General features: G+C 71.3%; 13 protein-coding genes. 11 read left to right on the top strand and 2 right to left on the bottom strand.

The window, feature by feature from the left end; all coding sequences use genetic code 11:
- Positions 1-98: 98 nt before the first annotated feature.
- The 10 genes from chvE to arfA all read left to right on the top strand — a co-directional run bounded on the left by chvE (position 99) and on the right by arfA (position 11,994).
- Positions 99-1,184, top strand: coding sequence for a multiple monosaccharide ABC transporter substrate-binding protein (gene chvE, locus BLV02_RS15685; protein ID WP_069111969.1), 1,086 nt, complete (start codon positions 99-101; stop codon positions 1,182-1,184).
- 9 nt (positions 1,185-1,193) lie between these two features.
- Positions 1,194-2,729 (top strand): multiple monosaccharide ABC transporter ATP-binding protein, encoded by a 1,536-nt coding sequence (gene mmsA / locus BLV02_RS15680; RefSeq protein WP_069111763.1) that lies wholly within the window; start codon positions 1,194-1,196, stop codon positions 2,727-2,729.
- Positions 2,726-3,976, top strand: a complete 1,251-nt coding sequence (gene mmsB, locus BLV02_RS15675; RefSeq protein ID WP_069111764.1) for a multiple monosaccharide ABC transporter permease — start codon at positions 2,726-2,728, stop codon at positions 3,974-3,976. The genes mmsA and mmsB overlap by 4 nt, the downstream gene beginning before the upstream one ends.
- A 129-nt stretch (positions 3,977-4,105) precedes the next feature.
- The gene (locus BLV02_RS15670) at positions 4,106-5,041 is read left to right on the top strand and encodes a type IV toxin-antitoxin system AbiEi family antitoxin domain-containing protein (RefSeq protein ID WP_216094243.1); all 936 of its coding nucleotides are present in this window, start codon (positions 4,106-4,108) and stop codon (positions 5,039-5,041) included.
- A 78-nt stretch (positions 5,042-5,119) separates the two neighbouring features.
- Positions 5,120-6,130 carry a LacI family DNA-binding transcriptional regulator gene (locus BLV02_RS15665; RefSeq protein WP_069111766.1) on the top strand — a complete coding sequence of 337 codons (1,011 nt, stop codon included), beginning with the start codon at positions 5,120-5,122 and terminating at the stop codon, positions 6,128-6,130.
- Between the two features lie 92 nt (positions 6,131-6,222).
- Positions 6,223-7,491, top strand: coding sequence for an ABC transporter substrate-binding protein (locus BLV02_RS15660; protein WP_069111767.1), 1,269 nt, complete (start codon positions 6,223-6,225; stop codon positions 7,489-7,491).
- 5 nt (positions 7,492-7,496) lie between these two features.
- A complete protein-coding gene (locus BLV02_RS15655; RefSeq protein ID WP_083288691.1) occupies positions 7,497-8,450 on the top strand; it encodes a carbohydrate ABC transporter permease in 954 nt (317 codons plus the stop codon).
- 44 nt (positions 8,451-8,494) lie between these two features.
- On the top strand, positions 8,495-9,277 hold the full coding sequence (locus tag BLV02_RS15650) for a carbohydrate ABC transporter permease (RefSeq protein ID WP_083288730.1): 783 nt from the start codon (positions 8,495-8,497) through the stop codon (positions 9,275-9,277).
- The gene (locus BLV02_RS15645) at positions 9,274-10,491 is read left to right on the top strand and encodes a family 1 glycosylhydrolase (RefSeq protein ID WP_069111769.1); all 1,218 of its coding nucleotides are present in this window, start codon (positions 9,274-9,276) and stop codon (positions 10,489-10,491) included. The genes BLV02_RS15650 and BLV02_RS15645 overlap by 4 nt, the downstream gene beginning before the upstream one ends.
- Positions 10,492-11,994, top strand: coding sequence for an arabinosylfuranosidase ArfA (gene arfA / locus BLV02_RS15640; RefSeq protein WP_069111770.1), 1,503 nt, complete (start codon positions 10,492-10,494; stop codon positions 11,992-11,994).
- 137 nt (positions 11,995-12,131) lie between these two features.
- Here arfA and BLV02_RS15635 read toward each other — a convergent pair whose 3' ends face one another.
- Both BLV02_RS15635 and BLV02_RS15630 read right to left on the bottom strand, forming a co-directional pair.
- Positions 12,132-13,532 carry a HAMP domain-containing sensor histidine kinase gene (locus tag BLV02_RS15635; RefSeq protein WP_069111771.1) on the bottom strand — a complete coding sequence of 467 codons (1,401 nt, stop codon included), beginning with the start codon at positions 13,530-13,532 and terminating at the stop codon, positions 12,132-12,134.
- On the bottom strand, positions 13,532-14,215 hold the full coding sequence (locus BLV02_RS15630; protein WP_069111772.1) for a response regulator transcription factor: 684 nt from the start codon (positions 14,213-14,215) through the stop codon (positions 13,532-13,534). Before BLV02_RS15630 ends, BLV02_RS15635 begins: the two co-directional genes overlap by 1 nt.
- Positions 14,216-14,353: 138 nt before the next feature.
- Here BLV02_RS15630 and BLV02_RS15625 point away from each other — a divergent pair, with 138 nt between their 5' ends.
- The gene (locus tag BLV02_RS15625; protein ID WP_069111773.1) at positions 14,354-16,150 is read left to right on the top strand and encodes an ABC transporter substrate-binding protein; all 1,797 of its coding nucleotides are present in this window, start codon (positions 14,354-14,356) and stop codon (positions 16,148-16,150) included.
- Position 16,151: the final 1 nt, after the last annotated feature.

Genomic DNA, 16,151 nt, shown 5'->3' with positions numbered 1-16,151 from the left:
GATCCAGTGACGGGTCAAATGGCCCGTTTCTGCGAGGGAGGGGCCTTGTGAACCTACGAGTCAAAGCCCTGGTCAGCGGTGCGCTGCTGGCCCTGACGATGGCGGCCTGCGGCGGCGAGGGCGCGGGCGGCGGCACCGAGGAGTCCGCCCCTCCCGAGGACCGCACGATCGGCGTCTCGATGCCGACCCAGACCTCGGAACGGTGGATCGCCGACGGCGACTCGGTGCGCGAGCAGCTCGAGGAGCTCGGCTACCAGGTCGACCTGCAGTACGCCGGTGACGACATCCCGACGCAGTCGCAGCAGGTGGACCAGATGATCACGCAGGGCGCGGACGTCCTGATCATCGCCGCCATCGACGGCACGGCGCTGAGCAGCCAGCTGCAGGCGGCCGCCGACGCCGACATCCCCGTCATCGCCTACGACCGGCTGATCCGCGACAGCGAGAACGTCGACTTCTACGTCAGCTTCGACAACTACCGCGTCGGCGTCGCCCAGGCCGAGGCGCTGCTGACCGGGCTCGGGCTGCGGACGGCGGACGGCCAGCCGGGCGAGGCGACCGGGCCGTTCAACGTCGAACTGTTCGCCGGGTCGCTGGACGACAACAACGCGCACTTCTTCTTCGACGGTGCGATGGACACGCTGCAGCCGTTCATCGACGACGGCTCGCTGGTGGTGAAGTCCGGCCAGACCGGCATCGAGCAGGTCGCGATCCTGCGCTGGCAGCAGGAGACCGCGCAGCGGCGCATGGAGGACCTGCTGACGTCCAGCTACAACGACGGCTCGCGCGTCGACGGCGTGCTGTCGCCGTACGACGGGCTGTCGCGCGGCATCATCACGGCCCTGCAGAACGCCGGCTACGGCGCGGTCGCCAGTCCGATGTCTGTGGTGACCGGGCAGGACGCGGAGATCGCGTCGGTGAAGCTGATCGACGACGGCGTGCAGAACTCCACCATCTTCAAGGACACCCGGCTGCTGGCCGAGCAGGCCGTCGCGGCGGCCGAGGCGTTCCTCGCCGGCGACGAGCCGGAGGCCAACGACACCGAGACCTACGAGAACGGCGTCAAGGTGGTGCCGTCGTACCTGCTGCCGGTCGAAACCGTCTACGCCGACGACATCGCCCCGCTGCTCGTCGACTCCGGCTACTACACGGCCGAGGAGGTCGCCGCCGGCCAGACCGACTGAGACCCCGCCATGAGCGACACCATCCTGGAGATGCGCGGCATCACCAAGACGTTTCCCGGCGTCACGGCCCTGCGGGACGTCTCGCTGGCGGTGCGGCGCGGCGAGATCCACGCGATCTGCGGCGAGAACGGCGCCGGCAAGTCGACGCTGATGAAGGTGCTGTCCGGGGTGCACCCGGCCGGCACGTACGACGGCGACATCGTGCTCGGCGGCGAGCCGGCCCGGTTCCACGGCATCCGCGACAGCGAGGCCGTCGGCGTCGTGATCATCCACCAGGAGCTCGCGCTGGTGCCGTACCTGTCGGTCGCCGAGAACGTGTTCCTCGGCAACGAGCGGCGCGGCCGCGGCGGGCTGATCGACTGGAACCGCACCAACGCCGAGGCGGCGGCGCTGCTCGCGTCCGTCGGCCTGGACGAGAACCCCGTCACGCCGGTCGCGCAGCTCGGCGTCGGCAAGCAGCAGCTGGTCGAGATCGCGAAGGCGCTGTCGAAGGAGGTGCGGCTGCTGATCCTGGACGAGCCGACCGCCGCGCTCAACGACACCGACTCCGCGCACCTGCTGGACCTGCTGCGCCGGCTGCGCGACCAGGGCATCACCTGCATCCTCATCTCGCACAAGCTGGCCGAGGTGACGTCGATCGCCGACGCCATCACGGTGCTGCGCGACGGCCGCACCGTCGAGACGCTGCGCGCGGCGGACGGCGAGGTGACGCAGGAGCGGATCATCCGCGGCATGGTCGGCCGCGACTTGGAGAGCTTCTACCCGGACCGCGTCAGCACGCCCGGCGACGAGGTGCTGCGGATCGAGGACTGGACCGTCTGGCACCCCACCCAGGACCGCAAGGTGGTCGACGGCGTCGGCCTGCGGGTCCGCGCGGGTGAGGTCGTCGGCATCGCCGGGCTGATGGGGGCCGGACGCACCGAGCTGGCGATGAGCGTGTTCGGCCGCTCCTACGGCCGCGACGTCAGCGGCCGGCTGTTCGTGCGCGGCCGCGAGGTGCGGGCGCGGTCGGTGTCGGAGGCGATCGGCAACGGCATCGCTTACGCCACCGAGGACCGCAAGAAGTACGGGCTCAACCTGATCGAGGACGTCCGCCGCAACGTGTCCGCGGCGGCGCTGCGCAAGCTGGCCGGGCGCGGCGGCTGGGTCGACGGCAACGAGGAGATCCGGGTCGCCGAGGAGAGCCGGTCCTACCTCGGCATCCGCGCGCCCAGCGTCATGACGTCCGTCGGCACGCTGTCGGGCGGCAACCAGCAGAAGGTCGTGCTGGCCAAGTGGCTGTTCGCCGACCCCGACGTGCTGATCCTGGACGAGCCGACCCGCGGCATCGACGTCGGCGCGAAGTACGAGATCTACACGATCATCAACCGGCTGGTCGCGGCCGGCAAGGGCGTCCTCGTCATCTCGTCCGAGCTGCCCGAGCTGCTCGGCGTCTGCGACCGCATCTACACGCTGGCCGCGGGCCGGCTCACCGGCGAGGTGCCGGTCGGCCGGGCCACGCAGGAGAACCTCATGGCACTGATGACGAAGGAGGGCGCGGCATGACCAGCACGCAGCGACCGCCGGCCGAGGACCGCGCCGAGGCGGAGAGCGCCCAGGCCGCCGCCCTGCACACCGGCACCAGCAACCTGCGCACGCTGGTGACCCGCAACGTGCGGCAGAGCGGCATCTACGTGGCCTTCGTGGTGATCGTGGCGCTGTTCGCGATCCTGACCGACGGGGTGCTGCTGAGTCCCGGCAACATCACCAACATCGTCCTGCAGTACTCCTACATCCTGGTGCTGGCCATCGGCATGGTGATCGTCATCATCGCCGGGCACATCGACCTGTCCGTGGGTTCCGTCGTCGCGTTGACGGGCGCGGTGTCGGCGGTGCTGGTGATCCAGCAGGGCTACGCCTGGTGGGTCGGCATCGTGGCGGCGCTGCTGGTCGGCGTCGCGGTCGGCGCGTGGCACGGGTTCTGGGTCGCCTACGTCGGCATCCCGGCGTTCATCGTGACGCTGGCCGGCATGCTGCTGTTCCGCGGGCTGACGCTGCAGGTGCTGGACAACATCTCGCTGTCGCCGTTCCCGTCGGAGTACCAGCGGGTGGCCAGCGGCTTCCTCAACGGCCTGTTCGGCGGGCAGGGCTACGACGCGTTCACGCTGTTCATCGGCGCGTTCGCGGTGGCCGGGTACGCCGTCAGCGGGTTCCGGACCCGGGTCGCGCGGATCCGCTACCGCCAGCCGGTGGAGTCGTTCCCGCTGTTCGTGACCCGGGTGCTGGCCGTCGGCGTCGTCGTCATGTATTTCGCCTGGCAGCTGGCGCACGCGCGCGGCCTGCCGATCGTGCTGATCATCCTCGGCGTGCTGGTGATCGTGTACGCGGTCGTCACCAAGCGGACGGTGTTCGGCCGGCAGGTCTACGCGATCGGCGGCAACCTGCCGGCGGCACTGCTGTCCGGCGTGCGGGTGCGCACGGTGAACTTCTGGATCTTCGTCAACATGGGCTTCCTGTCCGCCGTCGCCGGCGTCATCTACTCGTCCCGGTCCAACGGCGCCCAGCCGGCGGCGGGGACGATGTTCGAGCTGGACGCGATCGCGGCGGCGTTCATCGGGGGAGCGGCGGTCACAGGCGGCGTCGGCACCGTCGTCGGCGCGATGGTCGGCGGCCTCATCATGGCGGTGATGAGCAACGGCATGCAGCTCATGGGCGTCGACCAGTCAGTCCAGTCGGTGGTCAAAGGTCTGGTCCTCATGCTGGCGGTCGCGTTCGACATCTGGAACAAGCGGCGCGGCCGATCCTCCCCATGATCATCAACCTTGTGTGTCGTCATACCAGCGCAGAAGGTTGATGATCATGGCTGTGGACACATGCATGGCTGTCCACAGATGCACAACGGGGCCTGGCGCGGCGGCGGTCGCGGACGAAGGCTTGCGCATGTGGATCTCGAAGAGCTCGTCGCCGTCCAGCACGGCGTGGTCAGCCGCGCCCAGGCGCTGGCGGCCGGGCTGACGCCGTCCAGGCTTCGGTGGCTGGTCGCGTCGGGACGCTGGCAGCGGGTGCATGCCCACACCTTCGCGACGTTCACCGGGCCGCTGCCGTTCGCGGCGCAGGTGTGGGCGGCGATCCTGCGCGTCGGCGACGGCGCCGCGGCGAGCCACCGCACCGCCGCCCACCTCGGCGGACTCTGCGACGATCCCGGGCCGGTCATCCACGTCACCGCGCCGGTCAGCCGGCACGTTCGCGGCAAGATCGACGGCGTGCGGGTGCACTACGCGCACCGGCTGCCGTTGACGCGGCATCCGGTCGCGATGCCACCGCGCACGCGGGTCGACGACACCGTGCTGGATCTCGTCGACGTCGCACCGCATCCGAGCGACGTGGAGGGCTGGGTGACGGCGGCCTGCCAACGTCGCCTGACCACGCCGGAACGCCTCGCCGATGCACTCGCCCGCCGCAAGAAGATCCGCTGGCGCCCGATGGTCGAGGCCATGCTCGCCGACGTCGCCGACGGTGCCCAGTCACCGCTGGAGCTGCGTCATCTGCGCCGGGTCGAACGCGCCCACGGCCTTCCGGCCGGCTGCCGCCAACGCCGCGTCGCGGGGAACCGGGTGATCTGGATCGACGTCGACTACCCAGACCATCACCTGAGGGTCGAGCTGGACGGCCGCATTGGGCACGCCGATGAGGGGCGATTCCGTGACCGCCGTCGCGACAACAGCGCGACCGTCGACGGCCACGCCACCCTGCGCTACGGCCACGCCGACGTCTTCGGCGACCCCTGCGGCGTCGCCGCGGAACAGGCCCGCGTCCTGCGCGCCCGCGGCTGGCCCGGCCGCCCGCGATCCTGCGGGCCAGCCTGCGGCGTCCCATGATCATCAACCTTCTGTGTCGGCCCGGCAGCGCAAAAGGTTGATGATCATGGGGGTTGGTGGCTTGGGTACGGTGTGTCCATGACAGCGACACTGCGTGATGTCGCCCGGCTCGCGGGCGTGTCGTTCAAGACCGTGTCGAACGTCGTCAACGACCATCCGTACGTCTCCGACACCACCCGGGCCAAGGTGCAGGCGGCCATCGACGAGCTGGGGTACCGGCCGAACCGGCAGGCGCGCAGTCTGCGGTCGGGCCGCACCGGCGCCATCGGGCTGGCCGTGCCGGAACTGAGCCTGGCCTACTTCGCCCAGCTCGCCGACGAGGTCATCACCGCCGCCGAGCAGCGCGACGTCGTCGTCGTCATCGAGCAGACCGGCGGCGACCGCCGCCGCGAGCTGGACGTCCTGGCCGGATCGCGGCGCCAGCTCACCGACGGCCTGCTGTTCAGCCCGCTCGGCCTGGGCAACGACGACGGCGGGCTGCTCGCCGTCGACTTCCCGCTGGTGCTGCTGGGCGAGCGCATCTTCGACGGCCCGGTCGACCACGTCACCATGGAGAACGTCGACGCCGCCCGCGCCGCGACCGACCACCTGCTCGACCTCGGCCGGCGGCGCATCGCCGTCATCGGCGCGCACGAGGGCGAGGTCATCGGCTCGGCCGGGCTGCGGCTGCGCGGCTACCGGGCGGCGCTCGAGGCGCGCGGCGTCGGCTACGACGACGCGCTGGTCGTCGACGCCGGGCCGTGGCACCGCATCAACGGCGCCGAGGCCATGCGGGCGCTGCTCGAGCGCGGCGTCGAGTTCGACGCGGTGTTCGCGCTCAACGACGAGCTGGCGCTCGGCGCGCTGCGGGTCATGCAGGAGCAGGGCGTCAAGGTGCCGGCCGACGTCGCGATCATCGGCTTCGACGACGTCGACGAGGGCAAGTACTCGCTGCCCAGCCTCAGCACCGTCGACCCCGGCCGGCGCGAGATCGCCCGGCTCGCCGTCGAGGTGCTGCTCGACCGCGTCGAGAAGGGCCCCGACGAGCCGCGGCGGGAGCTGCGCTCGGGCTATCGCATCGTCGAGCGCGAGTCGACGCAGGCGGGCTGAGTCCGGGCTTGACATCTCCTGCGGTCTTCCTCATCCTGAACCTTACAACGTTGTAAGGTCATGATCATCTCACTGTCGAGAAGGAATGCACCATGACACGCAACCGCCTCACGATGGGGCTCGTCCTCGCGCTCGCGGCCGGTCTCACGGCCTGCGGCGACGGCGACGACTCCGGCGGCGACTCCGCCGGCGGCCCCGTCGAGCTCACCTTCTGGCACGGGTACACCGAGGCCGACGGCGACGTGCTCGAGCAGCTCGTGGACGACTTCAACGCCTCGCAGGACGAGGTCGTGGTCAGCACCGAGATCAACCCGTGGGACGTCATCGACGACACGCTGCTGCCGGCGCTGTCGGCCGGGAACGGCCCGGACATCGTCGCGATGCCGGCCGAGCGGCTGCCCGTCTACGCCGACCGCGGCGCGTTCGTCGAGCTGGACGACTTCTACGACGACCCCGAGAGCAACACCGCGGAGCTCAACGCCGGCGCCGTCGAGATGGTGACGGTCGAGGGCACCCGCTACGGCGTGCCGACCGGGTTCGTCCCGCTGGCGATGTTCTACAACAAGGCGCTGTTCGCCGCCGCCGGCATCACCGAGCCGCCGGCCACCTGGGACGACTGGGTCGAGACGGCCAAGGCGCTCACCGTCGACCAGAACGGCGACGGCACGCCCGAGCAGTACGGCGCCGCCATCCCGGACCACGCGACGGTCGCGAACGGCGTCTGGCCCAGCCTTTTCTACGGTGGTGGCGGCGACATCGTCGACGGCGGCACCGACGTCGTCATCGACTCGCCGGAGAACCGCGCGACGCTGGAGTACTGGTACCAGGCCATCGCGGTGGACCAGATCTCGCCGACGGGTGTCGACGGCATCGCCGGCGACGGGCTGTTCAGCAGTGGCAAGGCCGCCATGTACCTCGGCGGGCCGTGGATGGCGTCGATCTCGGAGGAGAACGGCATCGACTACGGCATCGCGCCGGTGCCGGCCGGGCCGCAGGCGCAGGCGGCGTCGGCCATCGGCGTCTCGATGGCCATCACCGAGCAGGCCGGCGACGACGCCGTCGAGGCGGCGGAGCGGTTCTTCAGCTTCTTCCTCGACCAGGAGAACGCGGTGACGTGGTCGCTCGGCTCCGGCTGGCCGCCGCTGCGCACCGACGTCCCCGCCGACGCCGTCGCCGAGAACCCGGTGGTGGCCGCGCTCACCGAGCAGGCCGAGTTCGGCCGGCCGCTGCTGCCCGGCGTCGTGAACAGCGTCGACGTGCTGACGGCGGTCGACGAGCTGACCCAGCGGGCGATGGCCGGCGAGGACGTCGCGACGCTGCTGTCCGAGGCGCAGGCCGAGATCGAATCGGCGCTCGGGTAGGCCCGGTGTCCCTCACCGCACCACGACGGCGCTACCGGCCGCCCGCGCCACTGGGCGGGCGGCGGGTGGCGCCCGGGGCCCGGCGCGGCGGCCGGCGCGGCGCCACCGCGCTGGCCTTCCTCGGCCCGGCCCTGCTCATCCTCACCGTCTTCGTCGGCTGGCCGATGGTGTCGGCGCTGCGCACGTCGTTCACCGACGCCAGCGGCTTCGGCGAGGCCGAGTGGGTCGGGTTCGACAACTACGTCCAGGTGTTCACCGACCCCGACCTGTTCGACGCGGTCACGAACACGCTCTGGTACACGGTGCTGTTCACGCCGACGGCGGTGATCGTCGCGCTGGGTCTCGCGCTGGTGCTGAACAGCCCGGCGCTGCCGTTCCGCGGCCTGTTCCGCACCGCGCTGTTCCTGCCGTTCGTGGTGTCGCTGGCGGTGGCCGCGTACGCGTGGACGTACCTGATCGACCCGCAGGTCGGGCTGCTCAACCACTGGCTGGGCGGGCTCGGGCTGCAACTGGGCAACGTGCTGGAGGACCCGCAGCTGGCGATGCCGGCGGTCGCGCTGGTCGCGGTGTGGAAGAACTTCGGCTTCTACCTGGTGATCTTCCTCGCCGGGCTGCAGGACATCCCGGGCTCGCTATACGAGGCGGCCCGCGTCGACGGCGCCGGGCCGTGGCGGCGGTTCCAGCACGTGACCATGCCGCTGCTGTCCAACACGTTCGCGTTCGTGCTGGTGTTCGCGATGATCGCGGCGCTGCAGGCGTTCGACCAGATCTACGTCATGACCGGCGGCGGGCCGTACGGCAACACCCAGACCATCGTCATGGAGATCTACGAGTCCGGCTTCCGCAAGCTGGAGCTGGGCTTCGCGTCGGCGCTGTCGTACGTGTTGCTGATCGCGACGCTGCTGCTCAGCGTCGTCCAGTTCGTGTTCTTCGGCCGCCGAGAGAAGGACGCCCAGTGAACGCCGCGCGCATCCGGCCGGGCACCGTCCTCGGCACGGTGGCCATGCTCGCCGTCACCGCCGCCGTGCTGCTGCCGCTGGCCATCATCGTGCTGACGGCGTTCAAGCCGGTGTCCGAGGTCAACGCGTACCCGCCCACGCTGCTGCCGCAGGACTGGACGCTGGACAACCTGCGCCGCATCGTCGACGAGCTGCCGTTCACCCGGCTGGTGCTGAACAGCTTCCTGTTCGCCGGTGGCGTGACGGCGTTCGCGCTGGTCTTCGACTCGCTGGCGGCGTACGCGCTGGCCCGCATCGACTTCACCGGGCGGCGGACGCTGCTGATCGCGATCATCGCGACGCTGATGATCCCGTTCCAGGCGACGCTGGTGCCGGTGTACCAGCTGGTCAGCGACCTCGGCTGGGTCAACACGTTCGCCGGGCTGATCGCGCCGCGGGCGGCCGACGCGTTCGGCATCTTCTTCCTGCGCCAGTTCTTCCTGGCGCTGCCGCGCGACCTCGACAACGCCGCCCGCATCGACGGCGCGTCGGAGCTGCGGATCTTCCGCAGCATCGTGCTGCCGAACGCCGTCCCCGCGCTGCTGACGCTGGCGATCTTCACGTTCGTCAACAACTGGAACGACCTGCTGTGGCCGCTGATCTTCACGACCGAGCGCGAGATGGGCACCATCACGTCCGGGCTGACGCTGCTGACCGGGCCGGGCGGCATCGTCCCGTACGGCGTCATGATGGCCGGCGCGCTGGTGGCGATCCTGCCCCTGGTGATCGCGTTCCTGCTGGTGCAGCGGCGGTTCATCGAGAGCATCGCGACGACGGGGATCAAATGACGGCGTGGCATCTGGACGGCCGGCTCCACTTCGCGCTGGGTGTCGAGGACACCTTCGTGCCGCAGCAGCGGCCGGGGGAGCGGGCCATCGACGAGTACGAGCTGACCCAGCACTACGAGTTCTGGTCGTCCGACCTCGGGCTGGCCTCGTCGGCCGGCGCGGAGCTGCTGCGCTGGGGCGTGCCGTGGCACCGCGTCAACCCGGCCGAGGGCGCGTGGGACTGGTCGTGGCTGGACCGCGTCATGGACCGGTTCGCCGAGCTGGGGCTGCGGCCGGTCGTCGACCTGCTGCACTACGGCACGCCGCTGTGGCTGGACGGCCAGTTCGCCCACCCCGACTACCCGTCGCACGTGGCGGAGTACTCGGCCCGGGTCGCCGAGCGCTATGCCGACCGCGTCACCGACTACACGCCGGTGAACGAGCCGATGATCCACGCGCTGTTCTCCGGCGAGTACGCGTACTGGCCGCCGTACCTCTCCGGGCCGTCCGGCCTGCGGACGATGGTGCGGCAGCTGGCCCGCGGGTTCGTGCTCGCGCAGCGGGCGATGCGCGACGTGCTGGGGGAGCGCGGCGTGTTCGTGCACGTCGACGCCGGCATGCGCTACGACGGCGACGACGCGGCCCTGATCTCGCGGCTGCGCCGGCAGGTGCACCTGGTGGAGGACCTGGTGACCGGCCGGGTCACCGACGGCTTCTCCGACGCGGAACTGGCCTGGTTCGCCGACCATGCCGTCCAGCCCGACGTCATGGGCGTCAACTACTACCCGCGGCACTCCACCGAGATCGTCACGGCGGCCGACCCGCATGGCGGCGGCTTCGCCGACCCCCGTCCGACCCGCGACGACGGCGTGCTCGGCCTGGAGGAGCTGCTGCGCAACGCCTGGGAGCGGTACGGGGTGCCGGTCGCGCTGACCGAGACCTGCGTGACGGGGAGCGTCGCCGAGCGGGCGGCCTGGCTGGACGCGTCCGTCGAGGCCGTCCACGGGCTGCGGGCGTCCGGCGTGCCCGTCGTCGCCTACACCTGGTGGCCCGTGTTCGACATGTACGAGTGGACGTACCGGCATTCCACCGAGCCGCGCGAGGCGCACCGGCTGACGATGGGCCTGTGGGAGCTGTCCGAGCGCGACGGCGTCCTGTATCGCGTCCCCACCCCGCTCGTCGACCGGTTCCGGGCGCACGCCCACGATCCCCGCACCACGACCAAGGAGAACTGAGTGCCGCACGCATCGCTGACCGTCGATCCGTCGTTCGTCGTCGGGGCCGTCGACCGGCGCCTGTTCGGCTCGTTCGTCGAGCACCTGGGCCGCGCGGTGTACGACGGTGTCTACGAGCCCGGCCACGCCACCGCCGACGAGGACGGCTTCCGCAAGGACGTCATCGAGCTGGTCCGCGAGCTGGGGGTGTCGACCGTCCGCTACCCGGGCGGCAACTTCGTCTCGGGCTACCGGTGGGAGGACGGCGTCGGCCCGGTCGCCGACCGGCCGCGGCGGCTGGACCTCGCCTGGCACTCGCTGGAGACGAACGAGATCGGGCTGGACGAGTTCGCCCGCTGGTCGGCGAAGGCCGGCACCGAGCTGATGCTGGCCGTCAACCTCGGCACCCGGGGCGTGCAGGAGGCGCTGGACCTGCTGGAGTACGCGAACGTCCGGTCCGGATCGACGCTCGCCGATCTGCGGGTCGCCAACGGCACGCCCGACCCGCACGGCGTCGTGCTCTGGTGCCTGGGCAACGAGATGGACGGGCCGTGGCAGCTGGGCCACCGCAGCGCCGACGACTACGGCAAGCTGGCCGCCCAGACCGCACGGGCCATGCGGCAGCTGGACCCCGGCGTGCGGCTGGTCGCGTGCGGCAGCTCGAACCGGCAGATGCCGACGTTCGGCGCGTGGGAGCGGACCGTCCTGGAGCACACGTACGACGAGATCGACTACCTCTCCTGCCACGCGTACTACCACGAGACGCCCGGCGACCTGCCCGGCTTCCTCGCGTCGCCGGTCGACATGGACCGCTTCATCGAGTCCGTCGTCGCCACCATCGACCACGTCCGTGCCCTGCGGCCGGGCCGGCGCCGCGTCGACATCTCCTTCGACGAGTGGAACGTCTGGTACGTCGACCGCTACCACGACGAGGACAAGGTCACGGACCCGCAGGTGTGGCCCGTGGCGCCGCGGATCCTGGAGGACTCGTACACCGTCGCCGACGCCGTCGTGGTGGGCGGGCTGCTGATGTCGCTGCTGCGCCACGCCGACCGCGTGACGGCGGCCAGCCTCGCGCAGCTGGTGAACGTCATCGCGCCGATCATGACCGAGCCGGGCGGGCCGGCGTGGCGGCAGACGACGTTCTTCCCGTTCGCGGTGACGTCGCGGCTGGCCCGCGGCGTGACGCTGGCGGTGGACGTGTCGTCGCCCCTGTACTCGACGTCCGCCCTCGGTGAGGTGCCGGTGGTCGACGCGGTGGCGACGCACGACGCCGCCACCGGCTCGACGTCGGTCTTCCTGGTCAACCGGTCGGTCGACGCACCCGCGACCGTCTCGGTCGACGTCGCCGCCACGTCGATCGCCGAGGCCGTCACCCTCTGGGACGACGACGTCCACGCCCGCAACACCCTCGACCACCCCACCCGCGTCGGCCTGCGCCCGACGCCGTCGGCGGTGCTGGACGGCGGGACGCTGCGGCTGGAGCTCCCGCCCGTCTCGTGGACGGCGGTCTCACTACGCTGAGAGCGTGCGATCTGACGGCCCCGGCTGCTGGCACCCTCTCCGACGGGTTGACGACGGTGCCAACGGTTGGCGCTGGCGTCAACACGGTGCTCACCATCACCTCTCGGATGGCCGAGCGCAGCCGCTGAGCGGTCGGGTCAGGTCCGCCAGCCGGCCGAGGACGAGCGGACGACGGGGAGGTCGACGACGAAGCGGGCGCCGCCGCCGGGGCGGTCGAGGACGGTCACGGCGCCGCCGTGCCAGCGCACGTGCTGGGCCACGATCGCCAGCCCGAGACCCACCCCGCGCCCACCCCGTCCGCCGCTGACACCGTCGCGGGCGAAGCGGTCGAAGACGCGCGTGCGCCGGTCCTCCGGCACGCCCGGCCCGGCGTCGTCCACCTCGAAGCGGACCCGGCCGTCGTGCGCGAGGACCCGGACGGCCAGGCAGCCGCCGCCGTGCAGTTCGGCGTTGTCGACGAGGTTCGCCACCACCCGCGACAGCCGCCGCTTGTCGGCCAGCACGAGCGCGTCGGCGACGTCGGGGTCGACGGAGGTGACGGGGCGGCCGGCGGCGGAGTCGGCGGAGTGGCGGACGAGGTCGCCGAGGACGACGGTCTCGCGGGCGCCGGGGTCGTCGGCGGCGGAGTCGCGGGAGATCTCGAGGAGGTCGACGACCAGCTGGCGGAACCGGTCCAGTTCGGCGGCCAGCAGCTCGAGCGGCTCGCGCAGCGCCGGCGGCAGATCCGCCTGCCGCGCCTGCAGCAGCTGCATCGAGTTCAGCATCGTCGTGAGCGGTGTGCGCAGTTCGTGGCTGACGTCGGCGGCGAACCGGGTGTCGGCCTCGACCCGCTGCTGAAGCGCCTCGGCCGTGCGGTTGAACGACGCGGCCGGCTCGACGAGGTCGGGGTCGTCGCCGGCGTCGAGACGCACGCGCAGGTCACCGGCGGCCAGCCGGGCCGCCGTCCGGCTGACGGCGTCGAGCGGACGCAGCGCCCGCCGGCCCGCCGCCCGCCCCACCGCCAGCCCCAACCCCGTCGCCAGCACGACACCGGCCACGAGGCTGATGGCGAGGATCAGCAGCACCCGGTTCAGTGACGACAGCGAGTAGAGCTCGACGTACACGTCGCCGGGGTTGCTCAGCGGCAGCGCGACCGCCAGCTGCGTCGTCCCGTCGACGGAGACCCGCTCCTGCGCCGGCCGGCCGCCCTCGGCCGTCGCCAGCAGCGCCGCGGGCAGCTCGTCCGGCGACGTCCCCGCGGGCGTCACGTGCCACGTCCCGTCCCACCGCAGCATCGCCGCCGTCCGGCCGTCCGCCGCGGGCAGGCCGGCGAGCAGGCCGTCGATGTCGCTCTGGCTGGCCGACAGTCCGCGCTGGATCGCCGTCGCGTTCGCCGACGTCTCCGTCAGCGCCGTCGACTCCTGCTCGGTGACGAGGAACCGGCTCAGCAGCACCCACACCGTGACCGCCAGCAGCAGCGACAGCCCGAAGCCGAGCAGCCCGAACCACAGGACGACCCGGTGGCGCAGTCCCGGCCGCAGCCTCGGCCGCCAGGCCATCACGGCACCAGACGGTAGCCCTGGCCGCGCACCGTCACCACGTGGGCCGGACTCGCGGGGTCGCGCTCGACCTTCGTGCGCAGCCGCCGGACGTGGACGTCGACGATGCGGCTGTCGCCGAAGTAGCCGTACCCCCAGACCCGCTCCAGCAGCTGTTCCCGGCTGCGCACCTTGCCGCCGGCCAGGGCCAGCTCGGCCAGTAGCTTGAACTCCGTCTGGGTGAGCGGCAGGGCCGAGCCGTCGCGCGTCACGACCCCTTCGTCGACGCCGATCGAGAGGTCGCCGGACGTCAGCCGCCGCGGCGCCCCGCCCGGCGCGTTGTCGGTGCGCCGCAGCAGCGCCCGGATGCGGGCCGACAGCTCCTTCGCGACCAGCGGCTTGGTGACGTAGTCGTCGGCGCCCGCCTCGAGCCCGGCGACGATGTCGTGGCTGTCGGTGCGGGCGGTGACCATGATGACGGGGACGGCGCTGGTGTGCCTGATCTGGTGGCACACGGCGAAGCCGTCGGTGTCGGGCAGCATGAGGTCGAGCAGCACGACGTCGGGTGGGTCGCGGGTGAGTTCGGCCAGCCCGTCGCGGCCGGAGCCGGCCTCGCGGACCTGGTAGCCCTCGTCCTCGAGCGCCAGCCGCAGGGCTCGCCGCACCCGCTGGTCGTCCTCGACGAGCAGCACACTGCGCGTCATGTCTCGAGTATGACGCTCTCGTGACGACCATGACGAACCTTCATCGCAGCGTCACGAACCGGCCCGCGCAGATGGCGAACCCGTGACAACCACCGGCGCGGCGGCGACACGCCCCGGCGCCGGGCGTCGAATGGCGGCATGAGGCACGCCAGAGCACGATGGGCCGCCGCCGTCATCGGCGTGGCCGGCCTGCTGGCCCTCGCCGGGTGCGGGGGCAACGGCGGCAGCGCCGCCGGAAGCAACTCCACGGGCGAAGCCGTCACCGGCGGCACGCTCAACATGCTGGGCGCGGGCGACGTGGACTACATGGACCCGAACGTCAGCTACTACTCCGTCGGGTACCTGAACCTGCGGCTGTGGAGCCGGCAGCTGTTCACCTACCCGGCCGAGGACGGCAAGACCACCACCGCCGTCCCGGACCTCGCCAAGGACATGCCGACGCAGGACAACGGCGGCATCAGCTCCGACGGCAAGACGTACACGATCACGCTGCGCGACGGCGTGAACTGGAACACCAGCCCGGCCCGCGCGGTGACCGCCGCCGACGTCGTCCGCGGCGTCAAGCGCACCTGCAACCCGGTGCAGCCGTTCGGCGGCACGCCGGACTTCGCCGACCTCATCGTCGGCTACCAGGACTTCTGCGACGGGTTCGCGCAGGTGCCGCAGGACGCCAAGTCGATCGCGAACTACATCGACGCCACCGACCTGCCCGGAGTCACGGCGACCGACGACACGACGGTGACCTTCACGCTGACGCACCCGGCGACGTATTTCGTCGACATGCTGACGCTGCCGGCCTTCTCGCCGGCGCCGGAGGAGGTCATGGCCTACCTGCCGGGCAGCACCGAGCTGGGCCAGCACGAGATCTCCGACGGGCCGTACCAGGTGGAGTCGTGGGAGCCGACGAAGTCGATCACCTACACCCGCAACCCGTCGTGGGACTCGTCCACCGACCCGATCCGCAAGGCCTACGTCGACAAGATCGTCGTGGACGAGACGGTCAGCCAGGACTCCATCCAGCAGCAGTTGCAGACCGGCACGCCGTCGGCGGACATGCAGTTCGACGTGCAGGTGCCGCCGTCGCAGCTGGCCGGGCTGATGAGCGCTGACGACCCCAACCTGAATCTGGGCGACACGTCGTCGACCAACCCGTACATCGTGTTCAACACGGCGTCGCCGAACAACGCGTCGGCGCTGAGCAAGCCGCAGGTGCGGCAGGCGCTGGAGTACGCGCTCAACCGGGACGACATCATCCAGGTGCTGGGCGGGCCGAAGGTGACGCCGCCGCTGACTCACGTGCTGCCGAAGGAGGTCAACGGGTCCAAGGACTCCGACCTGTACCCGTACGACGTCGACAAGGCGAAGCAGCTGCTCGCCGACGCCGGCTACCCGGACGGGCTGACGCTGAAGTTCCTGTACCGCAACGCGTCCGAGGGCAGCAGCAAGGCGTTCCAGACGGCCCAGCAGGACCTGCAGAAGGCCGGCATCACCGTCACCGGCGTGCCGTCGCCGAACGCGGACTTCTACACGAAGTACCTGCAGGTGCCGTCGGTCGCGCAGGCCGGGACGTGGGACCTGGCGCTGGCCGGGTGGGGCCCGGACTGGTACGGCGACGCGGCGCTGTCGTTCTTCAAGCCGCTGTTCTCCGGCCCGCCGTCGTTCCCGCCGGCCGGCAGCAACTTCGGCCTCTACGAGAACCCGGACCTGGACTCGCTGATCCAGCAGGCGTCCCAGGCGGCGACGAAGGACGACGCCGCCAAGCTGTGGGACCAGGCCGACCAGCAGGTCATGAAGGACGCCGTGTTCTTCCCGATCACCGATCCGCTCAACGCGAACTACCACGCGTCGCAGGTCAACAACGCCGTCTACATCCCGGCGTTCCAGAACTTCGACCCGGCGAACGTGTGGCTGACCAAGGGCGAGCAGGGCGGCTGAC

The sequence above is a fragment of the Jiangella alba genome (assembly GCF_900106035.1).
Taxonomy (GTDB): domain Bacteria; phylum Actinomycetota; class Actinomycetes; order Jiangellales; family Jiangellaceae; genus Jiangella; species Jiangella alba.
The sequence above is the reverse complement of the archived record's forward strand: the minus strand, read 5'-3'. Positions and strand labels throughout refer to the sequence as shown.

Excerpts from the sequence above, each read along its gene's own strand:
- BLV02_RS15660 (WP_069111767.1), top strand. The coding sequence starts at position 6,223 with ATGACACGCAACCGCCTCACGATGGGGCTCGTCCTCGCGCTCGCGGCC.
- BLV02_RS15650 (WP_083288730.1), top strand. The coding sequence starts at position 8,495 with ATGCTCGCCGTCACCGCCGCCGTGCTGCTGCCGCTGGCCATCATCGTG.
- BLV02_RS15665 (WP_069111766.1), top strand. The coding sequence starts at position 5,120 with ATGACAGCGACACTGCGTGATGTCGCCCGGCTCGCGGGCGTGTCGTTC.
- BLV02_RS15630 (WP_069111772.1), bottom strand. The coding sequence starts at position 14,215 with ATGACGCGCAGTGTGCTGCTCGTCGAGGACGACCAGCGGGTGCGGCGA.
- mmsB (WP_069111764.1), top strand. The coding sequence starts at position 2,726 with ATGACCAGCACGCAGCGACCGCCGGCCGAGGACCGCGCCGAGGCGGAG.
- BLV02_RS15635 (WP_069111771.1), bottom strand. The coding sequence starts at position 13,532 with ATGGCCTGGCGGCCGAGGCTGCGGCCGGGACTGCGCCACCGGGTCGTC.
- mmsA (WP_069111763.1), top strand. The coding sequence starts at position 1,194 with ATGAGCGACACCATCCTGGAGATGCGCGGCATCACCAAGACGTTTCCC.
- BLV02_RS15645 (WP_069111769.1), top strand. The coding sequence starts at position 9,274 with ATGACGGCGTGGCATCTGGACGGCCGGCTCCACTTCGCGCTGGGTGTC.
- BLV02_RS15625 (WP_069111773.1), top strand. The coding sequence starts at position 14,354 with ATGAGGCACGCCAGAGCACGATGGGCCGCCGCCGTCATCGGCGTGGCC.
- chvE (WP_069111969.1), top strand. The coding sequence starts at position 99 with ATGGCGGCCTGCGGCGGCGAGGGCGCGGGCGGCGGCACCGAGGAGTCC.